The 22,810-nt window shown below is 48.6% G+C and carries 23 protein-coding genes; 5 read left to right on the top strand and 18 right to left on the bottom strand.

Features of this window, described 5'->3' with window-relative positions:
* Positions 1 to 79: 79 nt before the first annotated feature.
* The 7 genes from CHL76_RS07820 to CHL76_RS07850 form a co-directional block, all read right to left on the bottom strand.
* Complete coding sequence (locus tag CHL76_RS07820) at positions 80 to 1,582, bottom strand: phytoene desaturase family protein (protein ID WP_094908236.1); 1,503 nt, start codon at positions 1,580 to 1,582, stop codon at positions 80 to 82.
* A gap of 18 nt (positions 1,583 to 1,600) precedes the next feature.
* On the bottom strand, positions 1,601 to 2,161 hold the full coding sequence (locus CHL76_RS07825; RefSeq protein ID WP_094908237.1) for a methyltransferase family protein: 561 nt from the start codon (positions 2,159 to 2,161) through the stop codon (positions 1,601 to 1,603).
* Between the two features lie 105 nt (positions 2,162 to 2,266).
* Positions 2,267 to 3,574: a (Fe-S)-binding protein gene (locus tag CHL76_RS07830; protein ID WP_094908238.1), complete on the bottom strand. Its 1,308-nt coding sequence runs from the start codon at positions 3,572 to 3,574 to the stop codon at positions 2,267 to 2,269.
* Positions 3,567 to 4,970: an FAD-binding oxidoreductase gene (locus CHL76_RS07835; protein ID WP_079475282.1), complete on the bottom strand. Its 1,404-nt coding sequence runs from the start codon at positions 4,968 to 4,970 to the stop codon at positions 3,567 to 3,569. The genes CHL76_RS07830 and CHL76_RS07835 overlap by 8 nt, the downstream gene beginning before the upstream one ends.
* Positions 4,971 to 5,089: 119 nt before the next feature.
* Positions 5,090 to 5,479 (bottom strand): tautomerase family protein, encoded by a 390-nt coding sequence (locus CHL76_RS07840; RefSeq protein WP_094908239.1) that lies wholly within the window; start codon positions 5,477 to 5,479, stop codon positions 5,090 to 5,092.
* A 22-nt stretch (positions 5,480 to 5,501) separates the two neighbouring features.
* Positions 5,502 to 6,368, bottom strand: coding sequence for a class II fructose-bisphosphate aldolase (locus CHL76_RS07845; RefSeq protein ID WP_094908240.1), 867 nt, complete (start codon positions 6,366 to 6,368; stop codon positions 5,502 to 5,504).
* A 159-nt stretch (positions 6,369 to 6,527) separates the two neighbouring features.
* Positions 6,528 to 7,103 (bottom strand): hypothetical protein, encoded by a 576-nt coding sequence (locus CHL76_RS07850; RefSeq protein WP_094908241.1) that lies wholly within the window; start codon positions 7,101 to 7,103, stop codon positions 6,528 to 6,530.
* Between the two features lie 196 nt (positions 7,104 to 7,299).
* Here CHL76_RS07850 and CHL76_RS07855 point away from each other — a divergent pair, with 196 nt between their 5' ends.
* Positions 7,300 to 8,235, top strand: coding sequence for an aldo/keto reductase (locus tag CHL76_RS07855; RefSeq protein WP_094908299.1), 936 nt, complete (start codon positions 7,300 to 7,302; stop codon positions 8,233 to 8,235).
* Positions 8,236 to 8,281: 46 nt separating this feature from the next.
* On the opposite strand, the gene CHL76_RS07860 is transcribed toward CHL76_RS07855, so the two are convergent.
* The 5 genes from CHL76_RS07860 to CHL76_RS07880 form a co-directional block, all read right to left on the bottom strand.
* Positions 8,282 to 8,560: a peptidoglycan-binding domain-containing protein gene (locus CHL76_RS07860; protein WP_158219103.1), complete on the bottom strand. Its 279-nt coding sequence runs from the start codon at positions 8,558 to 8,560 to the stop codon at positions 8,282 to 8,284.
* A gap of 187 nt (positions 8,561 to 8,747) precedes the next feature.
* Positions 8,748 to 9,983, bottom strand: coding sequence for a C40 family peptidase (locus CHL76_RS17365; protein ID WP_094908242.1), 1,236 nt, complete (start codon positions 9,981 to 9,983; stop codon positions 8,748 to 8,750).
* A gap of 308 nt (positions 9,984 to 10,291) precedes the next feature.
* Complete coding sequence (locus CHL76_RS07870; RefSeq protein ID WP_094908243.1) at positions 10,292 to 11,365, bottom strand: tartrate dehydrogenase; 1,074 nt, start codon at positions 11,363 to 11,365, stop codon at positions 10,292 to 10,294.
* Positions 11,366 to 11,564: 199 nt separating this feature from the next.
* Positions 11,565 to 14,054, bottom strand: a complete 2,490-nt coding sequence (locus CHL76_RS07875; protein ID WP_158219104.1) for a rhamnogalacturonan lyase — start codon at positions 14,052 to 14,054, stop codon at positions 11,565 to 11,567.
* 165 nt (positions 14,055 to 14,219) lie between these two features.
* A complete protein-coding gene (locus CHL76_RS07880; RefSeq protein ID WP_158219105.1) occupies positions 14,220 to 15,239 on the bottom strand; it encodes a hypothetical protein in 1,020 nt (339 codons plus the stop codon).
* Between the two features lie 81 nt (positions 15,240 to 15,320).
* On the opposite strand from CHL76_RS07880, the gene CHL76_RS07885 reads away from it, so the two are divergent.
* Entirely contained in the window at positions 15,321 to 15,554 is a 234-nt protein-coding gene (locus CHL76_RS07885) for a hypothetical protein (protein WP_079475269.1), read from the top strand.
* Between the two features lie 157 nt (positions 15,555 to 15,711).
* On the top strand, positions 15,712 to 16,743 hold the full coding sequence (locus CHL76_RS07890) for an LLM class flavin-dependent oxidoreductase (protein ID WP_079475268.1): 1,032 nt from the start codon (positions 15,712 to 15,714) through the stop codon (positions 16,741 to 16,743).
* A gap of 46 nt (positions 16,744 to 16,789) precedes the next feature.
* Here the strand turns inward: CHL76_RS07890 and CHL76_RS07895 are convergent, their stop codons facing one another.
* Complete coding sequence (locus CHL76_RS07895) at positions 16,790 to 17,407, bottom strand: flavin reductase family protein (protein WP_079475267.1); 618 nt, start codon at positions 17,405 to 17,407, stop codon at positions 16,790 to 16,792.
* 142 nt (positions 17,408 to 17,549) lie between these two features.
* Here CHL76_RS07895 and CHL76_RS07900 point away from each other — a divergent pair, with 142 nt between their 5' ends.
* A complete protein-coding gene (locus tag CHL76_RS07900; protein ID WP_079475266.1) occupies positions 17,550 to 17,912 on the top strand; it encodes a VOC family protein in 363 nt (120 codons plus the stop codon).
* A gap of 30 nt (positions 17,913 to 17,942) precedes the next feature.
* On the opposite strand, the gene CHL76_RS07905 is transcribed toward CHL76_RS07900, so the two are convergent.
* Complete coding sequence (locus tag CHL76_RS07905) at positions 17,943 to 18,479, bottom strand: GNAT family N-acetyltransferase (RefSeq protein ID WP_094908245.1); 537 nt, start codon at positions 18,477 to 18,479, stop codon at positions 17,943 to 17,945.
* 14 nt (positions 18,480 to 18,493) lie between these two features.
* Complete coding sequence (locus CHL76_RS07910) at positions 18,494 to 19,504, bottom strand: S66 family peptidase (RefSeq protein WP_079475264.1); 1,011 nt, start codon at positions 19,502 to 19,504, stop codon at positions 18,494 to 18,496.
* A gap of 129 nt (positions 19,505 to 19,633) precedes the next feature.
* Between CHL76_RS07910 and CHL76_RS07915 the strand changes: the two genes are divergently transcribed.
* A complete protein-coding gene (locus CHL76_RS07915; RefSeq protein WP_094908246.1) occupies positions 19,634 to 20,578 on the top strand; it encodes a DMT family transporter in 945 nt (314 codons plus the stop codon).
* Positions 20,579 to 20,613: 35 nt separating this feature from the next.
* Here CHL76_RS07915 and CHL76_RS07920 read toward each other — a convergent pair whose 3' ends face one another.
* From CHL76_RS07920 to CHL76_RS07930, 3 genes are all read right to left on the bottom strand, one after another.
* The gene (locus CHL76_RS07920) at positions 20,614 to 21,447 is read right to left on the bottom strand and encodes a 1,4-dihydroxy-6-naphthoate synthase (protein WP_094908247.1); all 834 of its coding nucleotides are present in this window, start codon (positions 21,445 to 21,447) and stop codon (positions 20,614 to 20,616) included.
* Positions 21,444 to 22,100: a futalosine hydrolase gene (locus CHL76_RS07925; RefSeq protein ID WP_094908248.1), complete on the bottom strand. Its 657-nt coding sequence runs from the start codon at positions 22,098 to 22,100 to the stop codon at positions 21,444 to 21,446. Before CHL76_RS07925 ends, CHL76_RS07920 begins: the two co-directional genes overlap by 4 nt.
* Positions 22,101 to 22,237: 137 nt before the next feature.
* Positions 22,238 to 22,774, bottom strand: a complete 537-nt coding sequence (locus CHL76_RS07930; RefSeq protein ID WP_079476974.1) for a GNAT family N-acetyltransferase — start codon at positions 22,772 to 22,774, stop codon at positions 22,238 to 22,240.
* Positions 22,775 to 22,810 lie beyond the last annotated feature (36 nt).

A 22,810-nucleotide genomic window follows, 5' to 3' on the forward strand; every position in this document is an offset into this window, starting at 1 on the left:
TTATGCTTCCTTTGCTTTACGCATATCAAAAGTACCGGAGCAGGCAAAAACCCTTCCCGGGCCGGGAAGGGCTGTTAAGTTATTTTTTCATATCTGCCTGCTCGTGTTTTTGAATCAGATCTGCCGTCAGTTGGCCGGACAGTGTAACCATTGGCACACCACCGCCAGGATGCGTGGAACCGCCGGCAAAATAAAGGTTATCGTATATTCGGCTTTTTGCCGGCACTTTAAATCCTCCGTTTACTTTCTGGTCGGAGGCCACTCCGTAAATCGAGCCTCCGTTGGCGCCGTAAAGTTCCTCAAGTCCTTCCGGAGTAAAACGGTACTCAAACTCGATTGACTCCCGCAGGCCCTCCATTCCGTTTCTCTCTAATTTATCCAGAATCGCCTCCTGGTATTTATCCCAGTCAAAAGATTTTTTCTGTTTAGCATCCATTGGCGGCACGTGTGTCAGTACGAATAAATTGTCTTTACCTGCCGGCGCCTGGGTTTCGTCCGACCGGGCCGAGATACCAATATACACGGTCGGGTCGTCGGCTGGAACCTTTTCCTCGAATACCTGCTTAAACTCAAGCTCAGGATCCTCAGAGAAAAAGAAGTTATGGTGATGAAGCCCCTCGAATTTTTTATTCACCCCAAGCAGCAGCACGACGCCCGAAACTGTCGGAATAAACGTTTTATTTAGTTTCTTGGCTTCTTTTTTCGCCTTCGTTTCCGGAGGGGCAATCGTATTGTAGGCCGGGATGGCCTCAAGGTTCGATACGATAACATCTGCCTGGTGCGTTTCCCCACTCTCTGTTTCCACTCCGGTCACCCGGTCGTTTTCTACGAGCAGACGGCTGACGGGGCTGTTCAGATGAACGTCGACCCGAAGCTCCTCCATCAGCCGCTGCATGCCCTCGGCAATTTTGTACATGCCGCCCTTCACGTAATGAATACCGAGCCCGAGCTGTACATAGACGAGCTGGTTTAAAATGGCCGGGGCGGCGTACGGATTGGATCCAACGTACATAATGAAAAAGTTGAACATCTGCTCGAGGTATTTATTGTCAAACTGCTTATGGGTCGCCTTCGCCACTGTGTTCAACGGATCCATCTTCATTAAATCGCCTAACGTATGGTGGCTTTTTAAGTCTTTCAGATCTTCGATGCTGTATTTATAAAAGCTTTTCATGCACAGTTCATACATTTCTTCTGTATAGGATAAAAACTCCGTAATTTTACGGCTCGGCTGATCCGTAACTTTCGCCGCTTCTTCAATCATGCCGGGCAGATCGCTCGTTACGTTCAGCGAGGTTCCGTCCTCGAAAAATGTTTTCCACTGCGGTTCCACCCGTTCTACCTGTATGTAATCATCAAGGTAGCGGTTTGCGCTGTGAAACAGCTGTTCAAGCACCCATGGCATCGTCAGAATAGATGGGCCGGTGTCGAAGGTGAACCCTTTCCCGCTGCGGCGGTTCAATTTTCCGCCAAGATTTTCATTTTTCTCCAGTAACGTTACCTCATATCCATCCGTCTGCAGCCGGATCGCTGCGGACATGCCTCCAAGGCCTCCGCCAATGACAATTGCTTTTTTCTTCAAATAGCACACCTCCGTGAATTAGTACAAAAATGGGATTAGCCGGTTTCTTCGCTGGCACCATATACGATACGTTTCTCCGTGTGTCTGGCGCAGCATTTCTTCTTCAATACGGATACGGTAAAGAAGTGCCGGCACCATGACTCCTGTACTTATGACTGCTGCCCCGGGGCTATTCATGAATAAGCAAAAGCCAAGTACAATAAAAAGTAAAGCGGTATAAAGCGGATGGCACAAACGACGGTACGGTCCGCTGCTTACCAGGCGGTCGCCGTTCCGGACAGACACGTCCCTGCTGAACTGGTCCCGTAAATGAAGAATTCCCCAATACCGCAAGCCAATACCGGCTCCGTACAGGCAAAGACCGGCGATCTGAAGCCGGGCTGAAGAGAGGCTGAGGAAACCGCTCTCGCCAAATACCACTGCGGTTCCCATCGACAGAATGACAGCTGCCAGTATCCAGCGGAACGAGCGGCTCTCCGTACGCTCCGGTTCCTTCGAGGGAGCTTTCTGCCTGAATAAAAAAAATTCAGCGATCCAGAAGAAGGTAACCACCACAAATATTGTATCAATCAACACCATGGTTTTACCTTCTCCCTTCATGCCTCATTTCTTTTTACACTCGTTACCAATTCCCCCATCTATGCTGCCGCTAAACCAAAAGCCCTCCCTGTTTTTTATTATCTTTTACGCCTCCACCGCTTTTTTAGCCACCGGCTTTGCTTTCATTAAAAGATCCACAATATGCACCGTATCAATTTCTTCTTCGAGGTCTTCCCGCTGTACGCCCAATTTCATTTGGAGCATACAGCCCGGGTTGGTCGTAACAATACCTTCCGGGCACTGCCGCTTAACGTCTTCCATTTTCACATCCAGAATATCCATGGCATCTTCATGCTGTGTAATATTGTAAATACCTGCTGAACCACAGCAGAAGTCGGGCCGGTCAAGCTCTTTAAGCGTCACTCCGGGCACAGAGCGAATCAGCTGCAGCGGCGGTTCTTTTACCTTCTGTACATTTGTCATATGACAGGAAGGTTGATACGTATAAGTTTCTTCCACCCTTTCGGTAAACTCCAGGCCGTCAAGCTCCACCAGTATTTCGGTGATATCTCTGACTTTACCAGAGAAAGCTCTCGCCCGCGGCTCCCACTCCGGATCTCCGGCAAACAGCTCTCCATATTTATGCAACTGGGCCCCGCATCCTCCAGCATTGTTCACAATGTAGTCCACCGGCTTCTCTTCAAATGCCTGTATATTTTTCTTGGCGAGTGTTATGGCTTCAGGCTCTTTGCCGGCATGAGCATGCAGCGCCCCGCAGCAGGTCTGCGTTTTTGGCAGCTGCACCTCTGCTCCGGAAAGCCGGAGCAGCTCCATCGTTTTTTCATTTTGTTTAAAAAATACGCTGTCCATCACACAGCCGGTAAAGAAAGCAACTACCACTTTCGGCGGACTATCCGGATGCAGGCGATTTTTTCTCGCATGCCTCTCTTTCGGCGAAGGTGCCGGGGGCAGCACCTGTTCAAACTTATCGAGATGAAGCGGTGCCGCAGACATTAATTTCAGCCCCCGTGCTGCTTTTTGCAGACCGCTCACCTGGTACAGCCAAGTCGCGTTTCCAAGCTGGTCCATCCATCCTGTAGAAGGAAAAAATGAATGAAATAAAAAACGCTCGGTTTTTTGCTGTATGAACGTTTTTTCTTCATACTCATCAATCACATGCTTGGCACTTTCAAACAGCTGCCCATATTGCACATCAGTCGGGCACACGGTTGTACATGCCATACACCCGAGGCATTTGTCTATTGGCTGCTTTAAATCCTCCACGGCTGCTTTTCCTTCTGCAACCATTTTGATTAAATTAATACGGCCGCGCGGGGAATGAGTCTCGCGCTCCATTGTTTCATATGTCGGGCACACAGGAAGACAGTAGCCACACTGCACACAGTCAAAGGTCAAATCGTAGCGGAGCATGTCTTTTAGTGTATCAGCCATCACGCAGCACCAGCTTCTGCCCTTTTTCTGCGAAGATTTTCCCCGGGTTCATAATGTTGTTTGGGTCCCACGCTTCCTTAATCCGCTTGAGCATCGCTACTCCCACCTCTCCCATTTCCTGTTCCATAAAAGGAGCTTTCATCGTACCGATACCGTGTTCTCCGGACAGCGTACCACCCAGATCCAGGGCTGCACGGAAAATTTCCGCCACCGCCTTTTCGGCACGTATCATCTCTTCTTCATCGCGCTGGTCGCACATAATATCCGGATGGAGGTTGCCATCACCAATATGGCCAAACACGACGAGCTCCACCTGATATTTTTCTTTGATCTGCTTCAGGCGCTCCATCATTTCTGGAATCCGGCTTCTTGGCACTGTAGCGTCTTCCGAAATCTTCGTCGGCTTGATCGTAGCAATTGCTGGCGAAACAAGCTTTCTGGCGCTCCAGAGCTTCTGGGCTTCTTCCTCGCTTCCGGCTGTAATAACCGGATCCGCCTCCAGGGATTCCAGAATTTTTTTCACTTGCTCCGCTTCTAATTTAACAGTCTCCGGATGGCCATCGAATTCAATTAAAAGAAGCGCTTCCGATGCCGTGGGGAGACCCGACGGCCGGTACCGCTCCACCGCTTCGATACAGGCACGGTCCATGAATTCCATTTTTGCCGGCAGAACTCCTGAGGTGAGTGTCTTTGAAATAGCCTTACCGGCTGTCGCCATATCTGTGAACGCGGCCATCATTGTTTGTTTAGCTGGAGGCTTCGGAACCAGCTTGAGCGTAGCTTTTGTAATCACGCCAAGCGTCCCTTCAGAGCCAACAAGCAGCTTTGTCAAATCGTAACCGGTTACATTTTTAATCGTACGTCCGCCAGTATGCATAACTTCACCCTCAGGTGTGACAATCTCAAGGCCTATCACAAAATCCTTCGTCACGCCGTACTTCAACCCCCTCGGGCCACCGGAATTTTCAGCCAGATTTCCACCGATCGTCGACACGTGGGCGCTACTTGGATCCGGCGGATACATTAAGCCGGCATCTTCGGCCGCAGCATGAATATCAGCCGTCAGTACACTCGGCGTCACGACCGCGATCAAGTCATCGGCAAAAACATTAATCTCCCCCGGCCACTGGGCCATATCCAAAAGTATTCCCCCGTGGACCGGCAACGGCCCTCCACTCAGGCAGGTTCCCTGTCCTCTCGGCGTCACGGCGAGGGTGAACCGGTTGGCGATTTTCATAATTGCCTGTACTTCCTCTGTCGTTTTTGGCTGCACTACCACTTCGGGCAAGTGCTCGCCAAAAGAAGCATCAAAGCTGTAGCTATACCGGTCGGCAATCTCTGTAAATACCCGTTTGTCACTTAAAAGAGCGCGCAATTGTTCTTCCCATTCGTGCAATAAAAGCAGCTCCTTTCTCTCTTCCTATTGCAACTTAACATTATCGTACTCCCTCATACGGGCGAATGCAATATTTTGCCAAAAGAAGGCTGGAGCCGTCCGCAAGCAGCCTCCAGCCTTTACAGTTTTCCATTTAAAAACTGGGCTTCCCCCATTCCAAAGCTCCAGTCTGCCTCTGTGTTGTCTGTGATCGATATCATCACGTCTTCGGAGTTGATGTGGCACCGGCTCTGCAAATGCCCGGCAACATTTTTATACAGTCGCTTTTTCTGCTCTGCTGTACGTGTTTTGCTGATTACCTGAATTACCACAATATTATTTGTACGGCCAAAGCCGAGCCCGGTATCTTCAATATACATTTCGTACGGCTTATGCTGGTTAATCGTCTGGTAGCGATCATTTTCCGGCACTTCAAAACTCTCTACGACTGCGTCATGCACAGCGTCCGCGAGCAGCTGTAATTCCTCTTCCGTCCGCCCTTCGATAACATCGATTCTAATTAATGGCATAGTATCTCCCCTTTCACGGGATTTATTTAATCTGGACTGCAGAAGCTTTGCCTGCACTTCCAAAAATGTTCATATGCTTTAGCACATTCGCTTTGGCGCCTTTTACCTCGTCCTGGTGCAGGTCAAAATAGTTCTGGTAAGCTCCCGTCGCGACAAAGGCTTCGTTTACCTGCTTTGTTACTTTGTTAAATGTCGACGTTGCTACGTTAATTTTCCTTACTCCGGCTTCGATGCACTGCTGAAACACTTTTTCGCTGATGCCTGAGCCCCCGTGCAGGACAAGCGGTGCCTCAGTGCGGGCATCAATCTCCCGCAGACGATCCACTCTGATATCCGGCTCTCCCTTACACATGCCGTGAGCATTCCCTATAGCTACCGCCAGGGCATCCAGACCGGTTTCTTTTTCCATCCGCTCTGCATCTTTAACACTTGTCAGCTGCATTTCAATATCTTCGGATCCGTCTTCACTCCCGCCTACTCTTCCTATTTCAGCTTCCACAGTGGCTCCGTACTTTTCAGCCATTTGAACAACCCCAGCCGTATTGCTAATGTTTGTTTCCAAATCATGATGAGAGCCGTCATACATCACAGAGCTGAACCCAATCTCCAGGGCCTGCGCAATAACTGGTGTACTCATCCCATGATCAAGATGCACTGCAACTGGTACCTCTGATGCCCTGGCGGCTGCCACCATTAATGGACCGAGAAGATGAAGCGGGGAGTGATTCAGACGCACTTCAGCGACCTGCAAAATCAACGGGGACTTCAGCTCTTCTGCTGCCTGCACAGCTCCTATCACCATTTCCATGTTGGCTACGCTGAATGAACCAACCCCATAATTGCCTTCCTCCGCCTGAGACAGTATCGTTTTCATTGGCACTAAGCTCATTGATTCACATCCTCCAATGTAGTTATTTTGTTTTTGATATCGCTTTCAAAATTAAACAAAAATATAGTTAAGCGCTTAACTTATTATAAACATATTCAGCCGGCGTTTCAATCCTCTCCGGCATAAAAAGACTCCGAAGGTCGCTTCGGAGTCTTAGTGTTATTCTCTTGCGGATTTATTAATATCGTCGTCCATGTTGCCGGTGGATCCGATCGTTGGAAGATCGCTGTCGCTGTATTTCGAAGCATCGGTAGCGCTCTGATACTCTTTGGTTTTAGTATCATCGTCGTCAGAGCCAGCAACTTCATCTTTGGCTTCCTTCACCTGGCTGCCGGCTTCTTTCAGTTCTTCTCCAGCATCCTTTGCCGTATCGCCTACGCCCTTCAATTCCTCGCCGGCTTCCTTCGCCGTGGATACGACTTCTTCTGACTCGTTCTTCACTTTTTGAACCTGGGCGATCAGATCCTTTCCGTAATTATTGTACACATCCTGAAGCTGGGTACCGATTGTTTTTGCCAGCTCTGTAGCATTCTGGATACGCTCCATAAAGTCATCTTTATTCACTGCATCGCTGTTTTTGGCATTTTCTTTATACTGGCTGGCTGTTTCTTTTGCTTCTGAAGACTTTTCCTTCACTGTATCACGCGCTGAACGGTTTAAAAATACTGCGCCGATCCCTGCAATGATAACAGAAGCTATAATAATAGGTAATTTACTGTTCTGCTGTTCTGGCATATGTCTCTCTCCTTTATTCTCAGTGTACTTCGAAATAGAGCCTATCTACTCCTTACCTTTATCTTTCCTTGGATAAACATGAATTTCTATGGAAATATACGCTTTTCCACATATGCTAAAGGATGTTTAGCTTTTGGTTACAGGTGAAATATGAATGAATGTGCTGAAATTACAAAGGAGTGACGTTTAAATGGCAATGAACCGAGTAACACTTGGAAATTCGGAAGTCACTGTAAATCCTCTTGGTCTTGGAACTAACGCCGTGGGCGGGCATAATATTTATCCCAATATGCTCGATGAGGAGCAAGGGAAAGCCCTGACAGCCACGGCCATCGATAATGGCGTGGAGCTTCTCGATACCGCATTTATTTACGGTCCGCGCCGTTCAGAGGAACTTGTCGGTGAAGTAGTAAAAGAAAAAGGCGCCCGCGATCAGGTGGTAATTGCCACAAAAGCAGCCCATAAATTTCTCGATAACGGGGACACGGTCATGGATAACTCCCCCGAATTTTTAAAACAGTCCGTCGATGACGCACTTCGACGTCTCCAAACGGATTATATTGATTTATTTTATATTCATTTCCCCGATGAACAGACGCCGAAAGATGAAGCCGTCGGCGCTCTGCAGGAAATGAAAGAGGCTGGAAAAATCCGTTCTATCGGCGTTTCCAATTTCACGCTGGACCAGCTGAAAGAAGCGAACAAGGACGGGCACGTGGATGTTGTACAGTCGGAATATAATCTGTTGAACCGGGAAGTTGAAAACGATATTCTTCCATATACATCCGAAAACAACATTACTTTCGTCCCTTACTTTCCGCTTGAATCCGGCCTGTTAGCTGGAAAATATGATGAAAATACAACGTTTAATGATATTCGCGCTCAAAAGCCGAATTTTCAGGGAGAAACATTCAAAGAAAATCTTCGTAAAGTAAACGAAGTGAAAAAAATCGCTGAACAAAAAGGTGAAGAAACCGCTCACGTCGTACTTGCCTGGTATTTGCATCAGCCATCAGTGGATGTTTTGATTCCCGGAGCCAAAAGCTCCGATCAAGTGCTGAATAACTTGAAAACCGCCAATGTAAACTTGACTAAAGAAGAAGTCGACCACATCAGCAGCATTTTTTCTTAACAATACAAAAGGAGCTGAAGCCAACGCGGCTTCAGCTCCTTTTATATCAGGAAAGCTTTTCGACAGTGTTTTCTCCAGCAACACCATCCGGGACTAATCCCTCATATTTTTGAAAAGCTTTTACTGAGGACGTGGTAACTGAACCGTACACACCGTCAGTCTTTCCACTATGAAACCCTTCCTGCTTCAGAGCTTCCTGAAGCTCTTCCACCTCTTCACCCCGGTCCCCCGGACGAATCGTTTCGCCGCTCAGAGCGGCATCGGCCTGGGCAGGCACAAATAATAACAAAACAGCGAGCATGAACGCTGGCAAGCTTCTTTTCATAGTAATCCCACGCTTTCTATCTAATGCTTCCCTGTTATTGTAAGCACGGGGTACAGACAGAACAATGGCTATTACAAAGTTGTAACCAACACGTAACCCCCTGTTCATCCGTGTAATCTTTTGGTTCCTTCCTGGCAGACTAAAAAAGCACGCCGTTTCTGCTGAACAGCGTGCCCCTAAGTATAGATTAGAAGCTTCCAGCTCCTATATAGCGAGGAGCCCAGTATGAATTGCTCATGCTGCTGATAGTCACACCTGTTGAGGACCCTGCGTGAATGAACTGATTATTCCCAATGTATATGCCGTTATGCGAGGCACCAGCTTTGTAGGTGGTGAAAAATACCATATCACCTACCTGCGGGCTTGATACTTTTTTACTCGCAGCATATTGCTGGGCTACCGTGCGTGGAAGGTTTGTGCCATTTTGCTTGTACACATATTGCGTAAACCCGCTGCAGTCGAAGCCTCTCGTCGTTGTCCCTCCCCAAACATAAGGAACGCCTATAAACTGCTTCGCTGTGCTTATCAGTCCTGATACGCTTCCCGAAGAGCCTGAGCTGACCTTTTCCGAAGATGTGCCGCTCCCATTTTTCACCGAAGAGTCGCTTAACGCTTTCCATGTATTAGGACCGACAACTCCGTCAGCGCTTAAGCCGGCTGCGCGCTGAAGGGCCTTCACGGCGCCTGCAGTCTGCGGGCCGAACTGGCCGTCCGCCGGTCCTGAAAGAAATCCCTTGCTTTTAAGTGTCTGCTGCACGCTTTTTACATCGTTGCCCGTATGTCCCTGCCGGAGCGTTTTGGATCCAGTTTCAGAAGCAGAGCTATCTGGTTTGGCAGTACTTGAATTATCTGTTTTATCAGATGCTTTGAAGCTGTTTAACGCTTTGAACGTGTTCGGGCCGGCCACACCGTCGACGCCGATTCCAGCCGCCCGTTGAAATGCGATAACTGAAGATTTCGTCACAGGTCCAAAATCCCCATCCAGCGCCCCGCTATGAAACCCTTTGCTTTTCAGCTTGGCCTGCAGGTCACGGACATCACTGCCTGAAGCACCTATTTTCAATACACTTGAAGACGCGCCTGAAGAGCTTTCAGAGGCTTTAGAGCTCTGAGGGAACGAAGCTTTTTCCCCACCTAGATTCATCTTCGAAAACGTGTTTGATCCGGCTATGCCGTCAGAGGTGATTCCCGCCGAGCGTTGAAAAGCCTGGACAGAACCTGCTGTTGCTGGCCCGTATATCCCGTCAACTGCTCCATTGTGATAGCCGTTTCCCTTTAACCATTCCTGCAGTTCTTTGACTTCCGAACCCTTCGAACCTTGACGCAGTGTTTGATCTCCTAACGCAGCATCCGCTGTAGCAGGAACTGCAAAAACTACCGTGGCTGCAGCAACGATCGTTGCTGGATATGCATAATTTTTCATATACCTTCGCCTAAAGCTTCGGCACCATAATTTACCATATGTGTGATGCAAAAAGCTTCAGCGAATACACCCCCTAATTTGATCATGTGCTGCGATGTCTGATTCTTCTGTTGTGTACAAGTAGTATATAAGTGCCAGGGGTATAGACAATATACTCAATACATTTGTATCAAAACTGTAATATTGGCTTTAACAAGAATAAAATGTAAATTAACAGGGCCTTTAGTTTCAATAAAGCTATTTATCAAGACTTTTGACTGTTTTTATTTTTCACCACTGTATTTCTTCTAATAACAATTACCTATCAACTAATACCTATTTTCAATTTCAGATGTTAAATATTCTTCGACTGCTTTCACTACTTCTTCGGTAGAGGCATTGCCTCCAAGGTCTTTTGTAACTATTCCGTCTTTGATTACATGTTCAATAGCGTTCATTAATGTCTGCGCTGCCTTGTTTTCTCCGAGGTGCTCAAGCATCATCTGAGCTGTCCACAACTGGCCGAGGGGATTAGCCAGTCCTTGGCCTTCAATATCCGGCGCGGACCCGTGCACCGGTTCAAACATTGACGGATATTTTCCGTTAATATTAATGTTGGCTGCCGGGGCAATGCCAATGCTTCCCATTAAAGCAGCTCCGATATCTGTTAAAATATCCCCAAATAAATTGCTCCCGACAACAACATCCATTTTCTCCGGCTTAGTAACAAAAGCCGCGGCCAAAGCATCAATGTGTTCTGCCTTTGTCCCAATCTCCGGATAGCGCTCTTTTACTTCGTTGAACACTTCATCCCAAAAGGGCATAGAAAATACGATGCCATTGGATTTTGTCGCAGAGGTGACGTGACCCTTGCGGGCTTCAGCCATTTGAAAAGCATAATCCATAGCTGCTTTTACTGCTTTTTTGGAAAATACATTGTTTTGAATCGCAATTTCATCCTCACCGCTGTACATCCTACCGCCAACTTCGCTGTACTCGCCTTCACTATTCTCCCTGACCACCATTAAATTAAACTGGTTCGGATTTGCGAGCGGAGAAGTAAGTCCTTCAAACTGACGGGAGGGCCTCACGTTAATCTGCTGCTCGAAGCCGCGACGAATGTTAATCAAAAGCCCCCATAAAGAAATATGGTCCGGTACAAGACTGGGATTGCCTACCGCTCCTAAAAACACGGCGTCAAATGCTTCAAGCTGCGACAAACCATCTTCCGGCATCATTCGACCATGTTCAAGGTAATAGTCACAACTCCAGGGAAAATCTGTAACACGCAGCTCGAAGTCTCCCTGCACTCTCTCAAGCGTTTTCAATACTCTCCAGGCAGCCGGAACTACCTCTTTGCCTATGCCGTCTCCTGCAATTGATGCAATAGTATATGTATTCATTCTGTCATCTCCTTTTTAATGTATGCACTTTCATTTTTCCATTTCTTTTTGTATTTGTCATCTTTTTTTATTTACTTTACGCTTTCAGTAGTAAATATTCATGGTGAACAAAAATAAACCCATAAGCAGTTTTGCAGCACACGAGGCGGGCAAAAAGCTTATGGGTTTTCATTTGTTTCGTTGACTAAAAAATCTCTGCTTAATTTTCTTCCAAAAGGCTTTCTACCTGTTCAGTCAAATTCTCCGCAGCATCATCGGACAGATGACTTTCCTGTTTAATGAGCTTCTGTTTAAATTTTTCCAGAAAATCCAGCGCTTTATCTTCCCTGCCTTTTTCCTGGTGATGGACAGCCTGTTTCAATGTATTTGATAGCTGCTTGGCCGCCGGGCGTCCCACTTCATCATTCTCTATATACTGCTTCAGCGAGGCCTGCAGACTTTCGTATGAAACAGAACTGCTTTCGGCTAGAGGGACCTGCTCCCAGTCCATGTCCGAGCCAAAATAAAAGCTTGGATAGGCGGGCTGATTATAGGCAGTATTCTGCCAGGCGATGCCAGTACGGTACTGCGCATCCTCCATCAGGCTGTACATTTTCGTATCCGTCAAGCTGGTGTTGGTATAAATACGCACGGCAGAGCTGTCCTCTGTTCGTACAAGCAATTCTTCACGCCAGTCCCCGTAGACGTCAGCCACCAGGCCCGGGTTTCCTTTCGTACCATTATTTGTTCTTGTTCCTTCCGCTTCCAGCACTGTTTCCCCGTTTCCATCCACGATCCTTGGCGCCTCTTCTCCGGATCCTTCAATGATCTGGGTGGTACCGTCGCCTGCCCATTTAATATTCATATTTGTACCAGGGGTATCGTCATCCAACACTTCGCCATCCGCAGCCCGGAGATCCACGGCCCACGTTTCCATTCCTCGAGAGCCAGGCACTATATCTCCAATCATTCCACGGCCGGTATCTTTTCCGGTATATTCCCCGTACAGCACTTCTCCATTTTCCGCTGCACGCAGAGCGTAGCCGTAGGGAGCATTAGCAGCCCCTTCAAATACAGAAAAAATTTCAAGACCATCACGTTCCGGGTCGATATCTGCCACATGCATCGCATCCCCGTGTCCAAACTTCGCTTCTGCTCCCGGATCTGCACTCCCTTCTGGAAGCTCGGCGGAAGAGCTGTATAATAGTGAACCATCATTGTCTACGGTTGCTCCCCCGTAAATGATTTCCTGGCTGCCGTCACCATCAACATCGGCAGTGCTGAGTGAATGATTCCCCTGCCCGGCTAAAGCTCCCAGTTCTTCATCGGTACCGTCCGTGCCGTGCGGGGACGCATTAAATGGATTATCCATCGGTGTAAAGCCGCTGTCTGCCTCCCAATGCTTCGTTAAAGAACTGCCATCCCATTCATATGCGGTAATTCCTGTCCGCGTATAATAGCCTCTGGCAAATACGGCGTAAGGCTTGTCCTCTTCTAAATAAGCTGGAGCCGCCAAAAACCGGTCCACACGGTTTCCCGGTTCAATACGCTCCATTGCATAATCCCCCCAGCGCAGCCCATCATCCTCGCGTCCAGGTTCATAATCGACAGTATCCATTTCTTCTCCCGTTTTTCCATTAAATACAGTTAAGTATTCAGGCCCGTCTACAATAAAGCCTTCAAATTCCCGTAAATTATTCCGGTCGCTTCGCTCCGGAGCATATTCATCCATGAAATAGTCTGCCAGTTCTTCAGCTTCTTCACGTTCGAGCGGATAATCGTACCGCTGCTCAATACCGAAGGCTTCTTCAAGTGTTTCCGGCCACTGGCCGCTTTTTACTTCTTCATACTCCGGCCACTCCATAAACATGTCCACCACGTGTTCATAATAATCCTCACTGCTCAGCCGGTAATCATCTTCATGGGAATAACCGGCCTCTTTGTCCTTTTCCGGCATCGTAATAAATTCCTCCGAGACCTGGTTTCCATCTTCATCGTACTGTAGCACCTTGGTGCCAGGCGCTGTCTTCATCATCAGCTCGGCCTGGCCGTTTTCATCAAAATCGTATGCCAAAAACTGCGTATAGTGGGCCCCCGAGCGGATGTTTTTCCCCAAATCCACACGGTAAAGCAACTTTCCTTCCATGGTGTACACGTCAATGTATGTGTTGCCAGTATATCCGTTCTGTGACACGTCCTTAGAATTGGTAGGATCCCACTGAACCACGTATTCATTTTTCCCGTCATTATTCATGTCAGCTACGGCCATATCATTGGCTGTGTATTCATAATCCTCTCCGGCCGGAGTTGTTCCCCCTTCCGGTTTTTGCAGCGGAAGCTCATAGTATCTTTCATTTTCAGGGACGACCGCTTCGCTTTTTTCATCTGCAGCCTCTGCTTTCACTCTATATTCAGCATCGCTGCTTCCTTGTTCATCAACAAAATTAGTGCTGTTTTCCACTTCCGCGATTTTTTCACCGTCGCGGTATACAATAAAATTTTCGCCCTCCAGGCCGTTTTCAGCTGCAGCTGTAGCTTCTTCCTTAAACAGTCTCCAGCTTAAAAAGACTCCTTCTTCCGTTTCGTGGGCAATCAACCCCCGGTCTGTGCTTTGAATTTCCTGCGTGTCCTTCGCAGAGACTGTTTCTCCATCTGTAAAGGCTATAGCGCAGACAGCGGCCGCTGCAATTCCTAATACGCGAAACTTCATCTAATCCCCCCGTAAAATTTGTAATCGCTTACATTATTTATCTTATAATTTCTACGGAGGCGAGTCTTATTATTTAAAGAAATTATTTCTCAATTCAGGAACGATATTCCTCCTATTACTTATAGAGGGTTTTTCAGCCATTTGGGAATAAAAAAGAGCCTTTACTCAGGCTCTTTCGCGTGCAAGATGAATAACGTCTTTCCAGGCGGCAGCGGCTGCTCCTGTTGGTGATGATGCTCCGCCGGAAACGAGAACTGTGCCCATCGTATCCGTGGAAAAAAGCACCGCCTTCTCGGCTCCATCCACGTGGAAGAAAGGATGCTCCGCTGTCAGCAGCTTCGGCTCGACAGACACTGTAGTCCCCTGCTCTGTTTTGCGTGCTTTTCCGACTAATTTCCACTTTGTTTTCCCTTGTTCTGCCTGCTTCCATTCCACAGCGGAGAGCTGGTCCAGACCGCGTATTGTAATACTTTTCCAGTTTATTTCTGGTGTGAGACAGGTTTTTGCCAGAAAATACATTTTCAGCGCCGTATCTTTTCCTCCAATATCCTCAGAAGGATCTGCCTCAGCTTTGCCTTCTTTTTTTGCTGTTTCCCACGCTTTCTGCAGCGTGATATTTTCAGCTGCGACCCTTGTCACAATCAAGTTGCTTGTCCCGTTCAGCAGTCCTTCGATGGTGTGTACTTCCGCCCCGGCTAAGCTATACAGAGCTGTGTCCACGGTAGGAAGAGCAGCAGCTGCCGCTCCGCTGTATTTTATTGTTCTTCCACACGCTTCAGCGAGCTCATGCAGGTCATCCCAGGCGTAGGCAAGCGCTCCTTTACTGACGCAAACCACGTCCAGCCCGTGCTTTAATGCCGACTGTATTAGCGGCAGCCCGGATCCTCCGGTAAGTGTATTTGTTTCTGCTGCATCAATAAATATATCAGCCCGGCTGTCCACCCACAGCTGATCCACATTTCTCGGGGGAAGCGCCCCGTTATCCACCCCGCCGGTTTCCGCTTTCATCTGCAGCAGTTGTTTTAGATCCAATCCACTGCTATGCACTACTGCCCCGCTGCGGTCGAGCACGGCAGTAATTTTTATATGGATTCCATACGTGCGCTCCCATTCCTTTGCTTTATTCATTAATACATGGGTTGCTGCCTGTCCGACAGCCCCGAACCCGGATAATACAATATTCATGCATTTGCACACCTTCCCTGGTTTTAAATAAGGTAATGACGGAAACATAAAAGTATCGAAGCATAAAGGAGACTATTAATTATGGACATGAAAAGCGCCGGCCTGGCCGCCGTACTCAGTTTTTTCATTACCGGGCTGGGCCAGATTTACAACGGACAGTTTATGAAAGGCATTATCTTTATTGTTATTCAATTCATTAATGGTTTGCTTTTATGGGTGGTCATCGGATTTGTCACGATGCCGGTTATGTGGCTGATTGGCATTATTGATGCCTATAAATCAGCTGAAAACCACAATAAACGGCTGACCAGATGATAAGTTCAGGCGCTCTGCTTTTACTGGCAGGGTGCCTTTATTATACTAGAAAATTTTTCGGTATTGAGCACCTTTTTTGAATAACAGCATAGAGGAGGCGTATAATTTTTTATGATTCAATTACCAGCAGGACGTGTCATATAAAGGAGAGATATTCATGCCAGCATTTAAAGATATGCCGCTTTCGGTATTAAATTTGTCCCCAGTAAATGAAGGAGAAACACCTGGGGATTCGTTCAAAAAAAGCCTGGAATTGACCCAGCATGCTGAAAAACTCGGCTACAACCGCTTATGGGTGGCAGAACACCATAACATGGAAGGCATCGCAAGTTCGGCTACATCTGTATTAATCAGCTATCTGGCCGGGGGTACATCAAGCATCCGTCTCGGTTCCGGCGGCATTATGCTTCCCAACCACGCTCCGCTCGCAATTGCTGAACAGTTTGGCACACTCGAAAGCCTCTATCCCGGACGCATTGATTTAGGACTCGGCCGGGCACCAGGCACTGATCAAACGACAGCGGCAGCCCTTCGCCGTCATGTAAACAGCGGAGAAGACTTCCCAGCCCGTCTTGAAGAGCTGCAGAGATATTTCCAGGACCCAGCCAGCATGGCCGTGCCCCCGCAGGTAAAGGCCGTGCCGGGCGCAGGCCTGGATATTCCTATTTGGCTGCTTGGCTCCAGCGGATTCAGCGCCCAGCTCGCCGGACAGCTCGGCCTTCCGTACGCCTTCGCCGGCCACTTTGCGGCTGAGAATATGAAGGCAGCCCTGCAGCTGTATCTGGATTCATTCCAGCCGTCTGAAGTGCTTGATGAGCCTTACGCCATGACCGGCATCAATGTGATTGCCGGCGAAACAGACGAGGAAGCCGATTACCTCGGCACTACGATGAAACAGCAGTTTCTCAGCTTGATCCGCAACCGCCCGGGCAAAATACAGCCACCGGTTGAAGATATGGACGCGCTTTGGACGTCGCAGGAAAAAGCGATGATGGCACGCTGGGAGGCCGGCACGATCCAGGGCGGGCCAGAATCAGTACGCCAGCAGCTTGAAGAATTTTCGTCGAACGTTCCGGTTCACGAAATTATGATTAGCGGCAGTGTGTACGACCAGACTAAACGCCTTCGTTCCTATGAACTTATTAAAGAAGTACAAAAGCAATCAACCGCCACTGCAGCTTCCCTCTAATAAAAAGCCGCAACTGTTTCCTTAAAGCAACAGTTGCGGCTTTTTTCTATTTTGGCCGTTCGAGCGTAAATAACTCCCCCAGCTTTGAATAATCATTTCCAGCCAGGCGGGCTACCGGCTTCAGCTTATCAGGCAAAATATAATTATGTTCCCTGTCATATACACCTTCTGAAACATGAATACATACAATTTCTGCAAATATAACATCCTGGGTAATATTTCCGCCGGCATTTTGAAGCGGCACATGCTTGTGCAGGCGGCATTCAAAGCGGATATTGGCCTCTTCAATCCCCGGTACTTTCACCATTCTGCTTGGCACCGTATGTAACACAGTATGCTCGAGTTCATTTTCCTCCGGCGGAAGCGTTGCAGCCGTAATGTTTAAATCCTCTACAATACCTTCATCGCTTATATGAACTACTAATTCTTCCCGGTCTAAAATATTTTTCGCGCTGTCCTTTAGTTTCCCGTCCTTTCTCGTGATCGATATCATTAATACTGGAGGATCGGGACTCACTGCATTAAAAAAGCTGAACGGTGCTGCGTTTAGTGTTTCGTTCTCTGCCATTGTGGTAACAAAAGCTATCGGACGGGGAATGACCGATCCCGTCAGCAGCTTGTACACTTCTTTTACCGGCAAGTCGCCTGGATGCAGTTCATGCATAGTACGCAGTCTCCTTTTTTCGAATATTTTATACTTATTCCCAGCCTTGCTCCCTTTCAAAAGAACAATTGCAAAATATTTCTTTTGGATTTTTATGCGCAGTTGATATAATGAAATAATGCGCCTAAAGGAGAGTATAAAAATGATAGGAAAAATTGCCTCTACAGCTGTATATGTAGAAGATCAGCAGCGGGCAAAAGAATTTTGGACAGAAAAAATAGGATTTGAGATCCGCAGCGAGGACCCGCTTGGGCCGAATGCCTACCGGCTGGAAGTTGCGCCCCCCGGAGCGGAAACAGCGATCGCTATTTACCCTAAATCCTATGTCCTGAACTGGCAGGAGCTTAAGCCATCAATTGTTTTTGACTGCGACAATGTGCATGCCTCCTACCAGTGGATGAAAGCCCAGAACATTGTTTTTGACGAAGAACCGACAGAAATGAACGGCATTACCTATGCCAGTTTTCGCGATGAAGATGATAACGTGTTTCTGTTAAAAAGCTGAAAGGCGCTGCCATATCCGGCAGCGCTTGTTTTATGCCCGGCCCCATTCGGCTGCAAGCATGCCGTACATATCTACATCCTCATACCGGCTCCATTTCCATACGTCCTGGCGCAGGGTACCTTCGTAACGCATTCCAATTCGCTTTACTACCTTGGCTGAAGCCTGATTTTTACTCATTACGGGGGCAATCAGCCGGTGCGCTTCCAATGAACGGAAACTGAAGTCCCTTACCAGCTCTGCTGCTTCACTCATATAACCGCTGCCCCAGTAGTCCGTGCCGAGCCAGTACCCAAGCTCACCGCGCTGGTGTTCAGGCTGCATGCGCACCGTAATGTTTCCCATTAATTCGCCTTCACCTTTTTTAGTGACAGCAAACGGAAAGCGGGAACCCTCTTCAATCCAGCCTGGATGATGGCCAATCCACCACCTTGCATCTTCTTTTGTATAAGGGTACGGGAGCTCGATGGTGGTTTTCGCAATACGGTAGTCATTTGCAAGCGCCGCTAACTCATCTATATCATTTTCTAAAAATGGCCTCAAAAGCAGCCGGCTGCTCTCTAACTGCACGGTGCTCCCCCCTTCTATGCTTTCCTCATGGTCATCTCGGCCTCGCCGCGGTCAAAACGAAGATTCGCAAACGCCCCGTTAATAAATGTCCACTGCGGAGGCATGTGACCAATATCAGCGTCGTACCACACTGGGAGACGTCCGCCGAATAATTCCCGCAGGCTGTCTTCCATGGTAAAGTCTTCTGTATCGCTATATCCTTCAGGGCGTCCGATAATTAAGCCTGCCGCATTGTCCAGCCAGCCCGCCTGCTGCAGCTGCCACAGAGAGCGATGGATTTCAGCTGCATCCATGCCTGTGGATTCCAGGTACCAAATGAGCTTCTCTGAGCGCCACTGCTGCACCCGGTCCAGAGGAGTACCGACAAGACGTGTCAGCGTATTCAGACATCCTCCGAGCAGGCGCCCGCTCAACTCATCTGTATTCGCTCCCTCTAGGTGTTTCCAGGACGTTCGTGTATCCAGGGCAAAACCCGACCCTGGCTGTTCAAACGCCTTATCCCAGGATGATTGATAATAGGGGCTTGAATGCTGATAAATGGCTTCTTCCAGGGGAGCTTTTAAAGCCTGTTCCCATTTCTTTGTGGTATCATCCCAAATAGGTGCGGCCAGGTCAAACAGGTTTGTGCCATGGGCGGAAGCTGTTCCGGTCATCATCGTATAGGCAAAGGCAAGCGTACTCGTATCAGAATAACCAATGATCCAGGTAGGCGGCAGCTCACGCAGCCACTCCCATTCGAGCAGCGGCAGAATGTCTACGATTCGTTCCCCGCCCCACGGCGGCATCACTACCCGAATCTCCGGGTCTGCAAGGGCCATCATCAGCTCCTCGGCCCTTTGAAAACGATCGGCGCTTGCTGCTTTGTGCTGCATCCATGCTGTTTCCCCCACCCGAACGTGAAACCCTCTCGTTTTAATTCTTTCAACGGCCTGTTGAAGCACCCCATGTAAAGATGCAGGCACTCCGCTCGATGGCGCTGTTACGTAAATTGTATCTCCTTTTTTCAGAGCTTCAGGGTACTTCATGCTCCACCTGCTTTCCTTACTGAATTTTTCAGAACCACTGCGGACCGTCGTCTTATTCAACAGAATATTGGGAAAAATTTTTAGCTGTGATACAATAATCAGATATTGTATCGAAGGGGGTCCACTTAAATGAAAGCTATTTTACTGGGTCTTACAGCTGCCCTCTTCTTTTCCGTAACATTTGTTTTAAACCGCTCAATGGAACTTTCCGGCGGCCACTGGGCCTGGAGTGCGTCGCTTCGTTATTTTTTTATGCTCCCCATGCTCATAGTGATCGTGGCAGCCCAAAACCGGCTGCGTCCTGTTTTCCATCACCTTCGCAGCCGTCCGGCAGAATGGCTTCTTTGGAGTACTGTCGGCTTCGGGCTGTTCTATGCACCGCTTGCCTTTTCCACCGTTTACGGTCCCGGCTGGCTTGTTGCTGCCACTTTCCAGATTACTATCATTGCCGGATCGCTGCTTGTGCCTTTCTTACATAAAACCCCGGGACTTAAGCAGCGTATTCCACTGCAGAGCGTCCTGATCTCTTTAGTGATTTTGACAGGAGTGTTTATTATGCAGGCTGAACATGCTTCGGCCGTTCCGCTTTTAAACGTGTGGCTCTGCGTGCTGCCACTGCTTCTGGCTGCCTTTGCCTATCCGCTTGGCAACCGGAAAATGATGCACATAGCTGGAAACGGGCTCACTACTTTCCAGCGGGTGCTTGGCATGACGATTGCGAGCATGCCCTTTTGGGTTATTTTAGCATTGTATGGGGCTTCCGTACACGGACTTCCCGGCAGATCCCAGATTTCGCAGTCTTTTATCGTAGCTGTTTCTTCCGGCATTATCGCTACAGTGCTGTTTTTTTACGCCACCGAGCTGGTTAAAAACGATACTGCCAAATTAGCCGGCGTCGAAGCCACACAGTCAGGTGAAGTGCTTTTTGCCCTTATCGGTGAAATGCTTCTGCTTCATACCGCAGCACCTTCAGTGTTGACCTTCTCTGGTATGGCGCTCGTGCTCGCAGGCATGATTCTTCACAGCCTCCGTGCTGCTTTAGCCGCAAGAAAAATAAAAACCGCAGATATTTAAGAAGCTTCGCCTGTTTCCAGGTGAAGCTTCCTTATTTAATACAGCCTGATTTTTTTAAGATCAAAGGAAGGGATTAATTCTTCTTCCATCGCCCGCCCGAGCAGCGTCTCTACAGCGGCGTACCCGTCTTCACCAAGATTGCGCGTGAATTCATTGACATAAAGCTCGATATGGGACTGGGCCACCTCCGGTGACATTTCCTGGGCATTTTCCATGACAAAATCACTTGATGCCTCCGGATGCTCCCATGCATATTCCACGGAGCGACGGGCATTATCTGCAAGTGCCTGCGTCTCTAAATGACGGCGGGCAATAATGGCTCCAAGCGGAATCGGAAAGCCCGTGTCTTTTTCCCACCAACTGCCCATGTCTTCTACGAGCGACAGGCCGTAATTATGATACGTAAATCTAGCTTCATGAATGACAAGGCCCGCGTCTATTTCGCCGTCTCTGACCGCCGGCATAATATCCTCGAAGGGCATCACTTTAATTTCTCCGACTCCTTCAGGGATCACTTTGGATGCCCATAAACGAAAAAGCAGATAAGCCGTGGACCGTTCACTCGGCACCGCTACCGTTTTACCAATCAAATGTTCCGGCGTTTTTTCCCCTTTAGTTAACACTAGAGGCCCGCAGCCGTATCCAAGAGCTCCGCCGCTTGGAAGAAGAGCATAATCTTCAAGCACCCACGGAAGAGCCGCGTAAGAAATTTTCATCACTTCCGGCCCTTCTTTGTTCGCTGCCCAGTGGTTGGTAATATCAATATCTGCAAATGTAACCCCCGGAGCGGGAGTATCTTTTAACAATCCATGCGTCCAGGCATGAAAGACGAATGTGTCGTTGGGACACGGAGAAAAAGCTATTTTCATGATGATATAACCTCCTGCAATATAAGTACAGCCGACCGCAGGGACCGCAGGGCTCCCGGGATGTCCCAGGCGTCCCTGTCCCTCGGCCCGACTTCATTTGAGATAGCGCGCAGTTCCATTACCGGAACATTGAAATAGCTGGCGGCTACAGCCACACCATAGCCCTCCATTGCTTCTGCCGCTGCGTCTTCATACAAAAAAGCCCGTTGGTTGACCGTCGCCTGGGTGCCAGTGACAGTAGACACCGAAAGCACGGGGGCTTCCACAGCCGAAACTCTCTGTTCCACAAGCTTCTGGAGTAACTCGGGCGTATACGTTTTTTCTGTCGTAAAGTGTGTCGGTCCCAGGCCGAGCTTTTCAAGCGGCGCAAAGCCTTCTTCCGTTTCTGCACCCATGTCTGCTGCAATAATTTCGCTGGCCGCCACAATATCACCCAGCCAGGCTTTATCCGGAAATGCACCTGCAATGCCGGCGCTTATAACTAAATCATAGTCGCGTTCCGCAAGCAAAAGCGCTGTCTGGGCACTCATCGGCGCTGCCCCCACGCCGCCTACCTGTATGTTCCAGGAATCCCGGGCTTCTGCTGCCGCCATCAGAGCCTCTTTTTCCGCCTCTACAGAAACCATTATCAGTACAGATGGTTCTTTTCCCATACTTTTCCCTCCAAGCCGTAGTCAAGCCGTTACTGCTCTTCATAAAAAAGACAAGAGCACAGCCGGCCCCTGTCTTTTTATTATGAACCTTCCCCTGTAAAATTTCCAGAAATGAGTGTAACAGCTGTCCCCAGCGATCAGCGCAGCTTCTCCCATTCATCTTCGAGCATACTCATCTCCACCAGGGACCAATACGTGTTACCTACGAGACGGAGGTCTCTTTTCAACCCCTCCCGTTGAAAGCCCGCCCGCTCATAGCAGCGCAAAGCGGAAACATTAAAGTCAAAAACTCCCAGCGCCACCCGGTGCAGCTGTAATTCATCAAAAGCGGTGCGGCATACCTCCCTGACCATCCACTGTCCGAGCCCCGTACCGCGCATCTTCTCATCTCCGACGAGCACCTTGCCTATCCGGCCGGAACGATCATGATAATTAATAACTCCAAGTGATATATGGCCGACCGGCTCGCCCGTCGCCTGGTGCAGCGCAGTATAAATGAGCCGTTCAGGCTTATCCCCCTCCTGCTGTTTTCGGTACTCATCGAGCTGTTCTGCAGTCAGTGGGTATGTAAAAGCTTCTCCGCTCCACTGTTTTAAAAAATCAGCCGTTGGCACCCATTCGATTAACTTCTCATAATGTGCCTGTTCAAAGGGAACCAACTCCACCTCAGCCATTGCATTATTCAATTCAAACACCTGCCCCGTGGTAAT

The sequence above is a fragment of the Marinococcus halophilus genome (genome assembly GCF_002265875.1).
In the GTDB taxonomy this organism is placed as follows: Bacteria; Bacillota; Bacilli; order Bacillales; family Marinococcaceae; genus Marinococcus; species Marinococcus halophilus.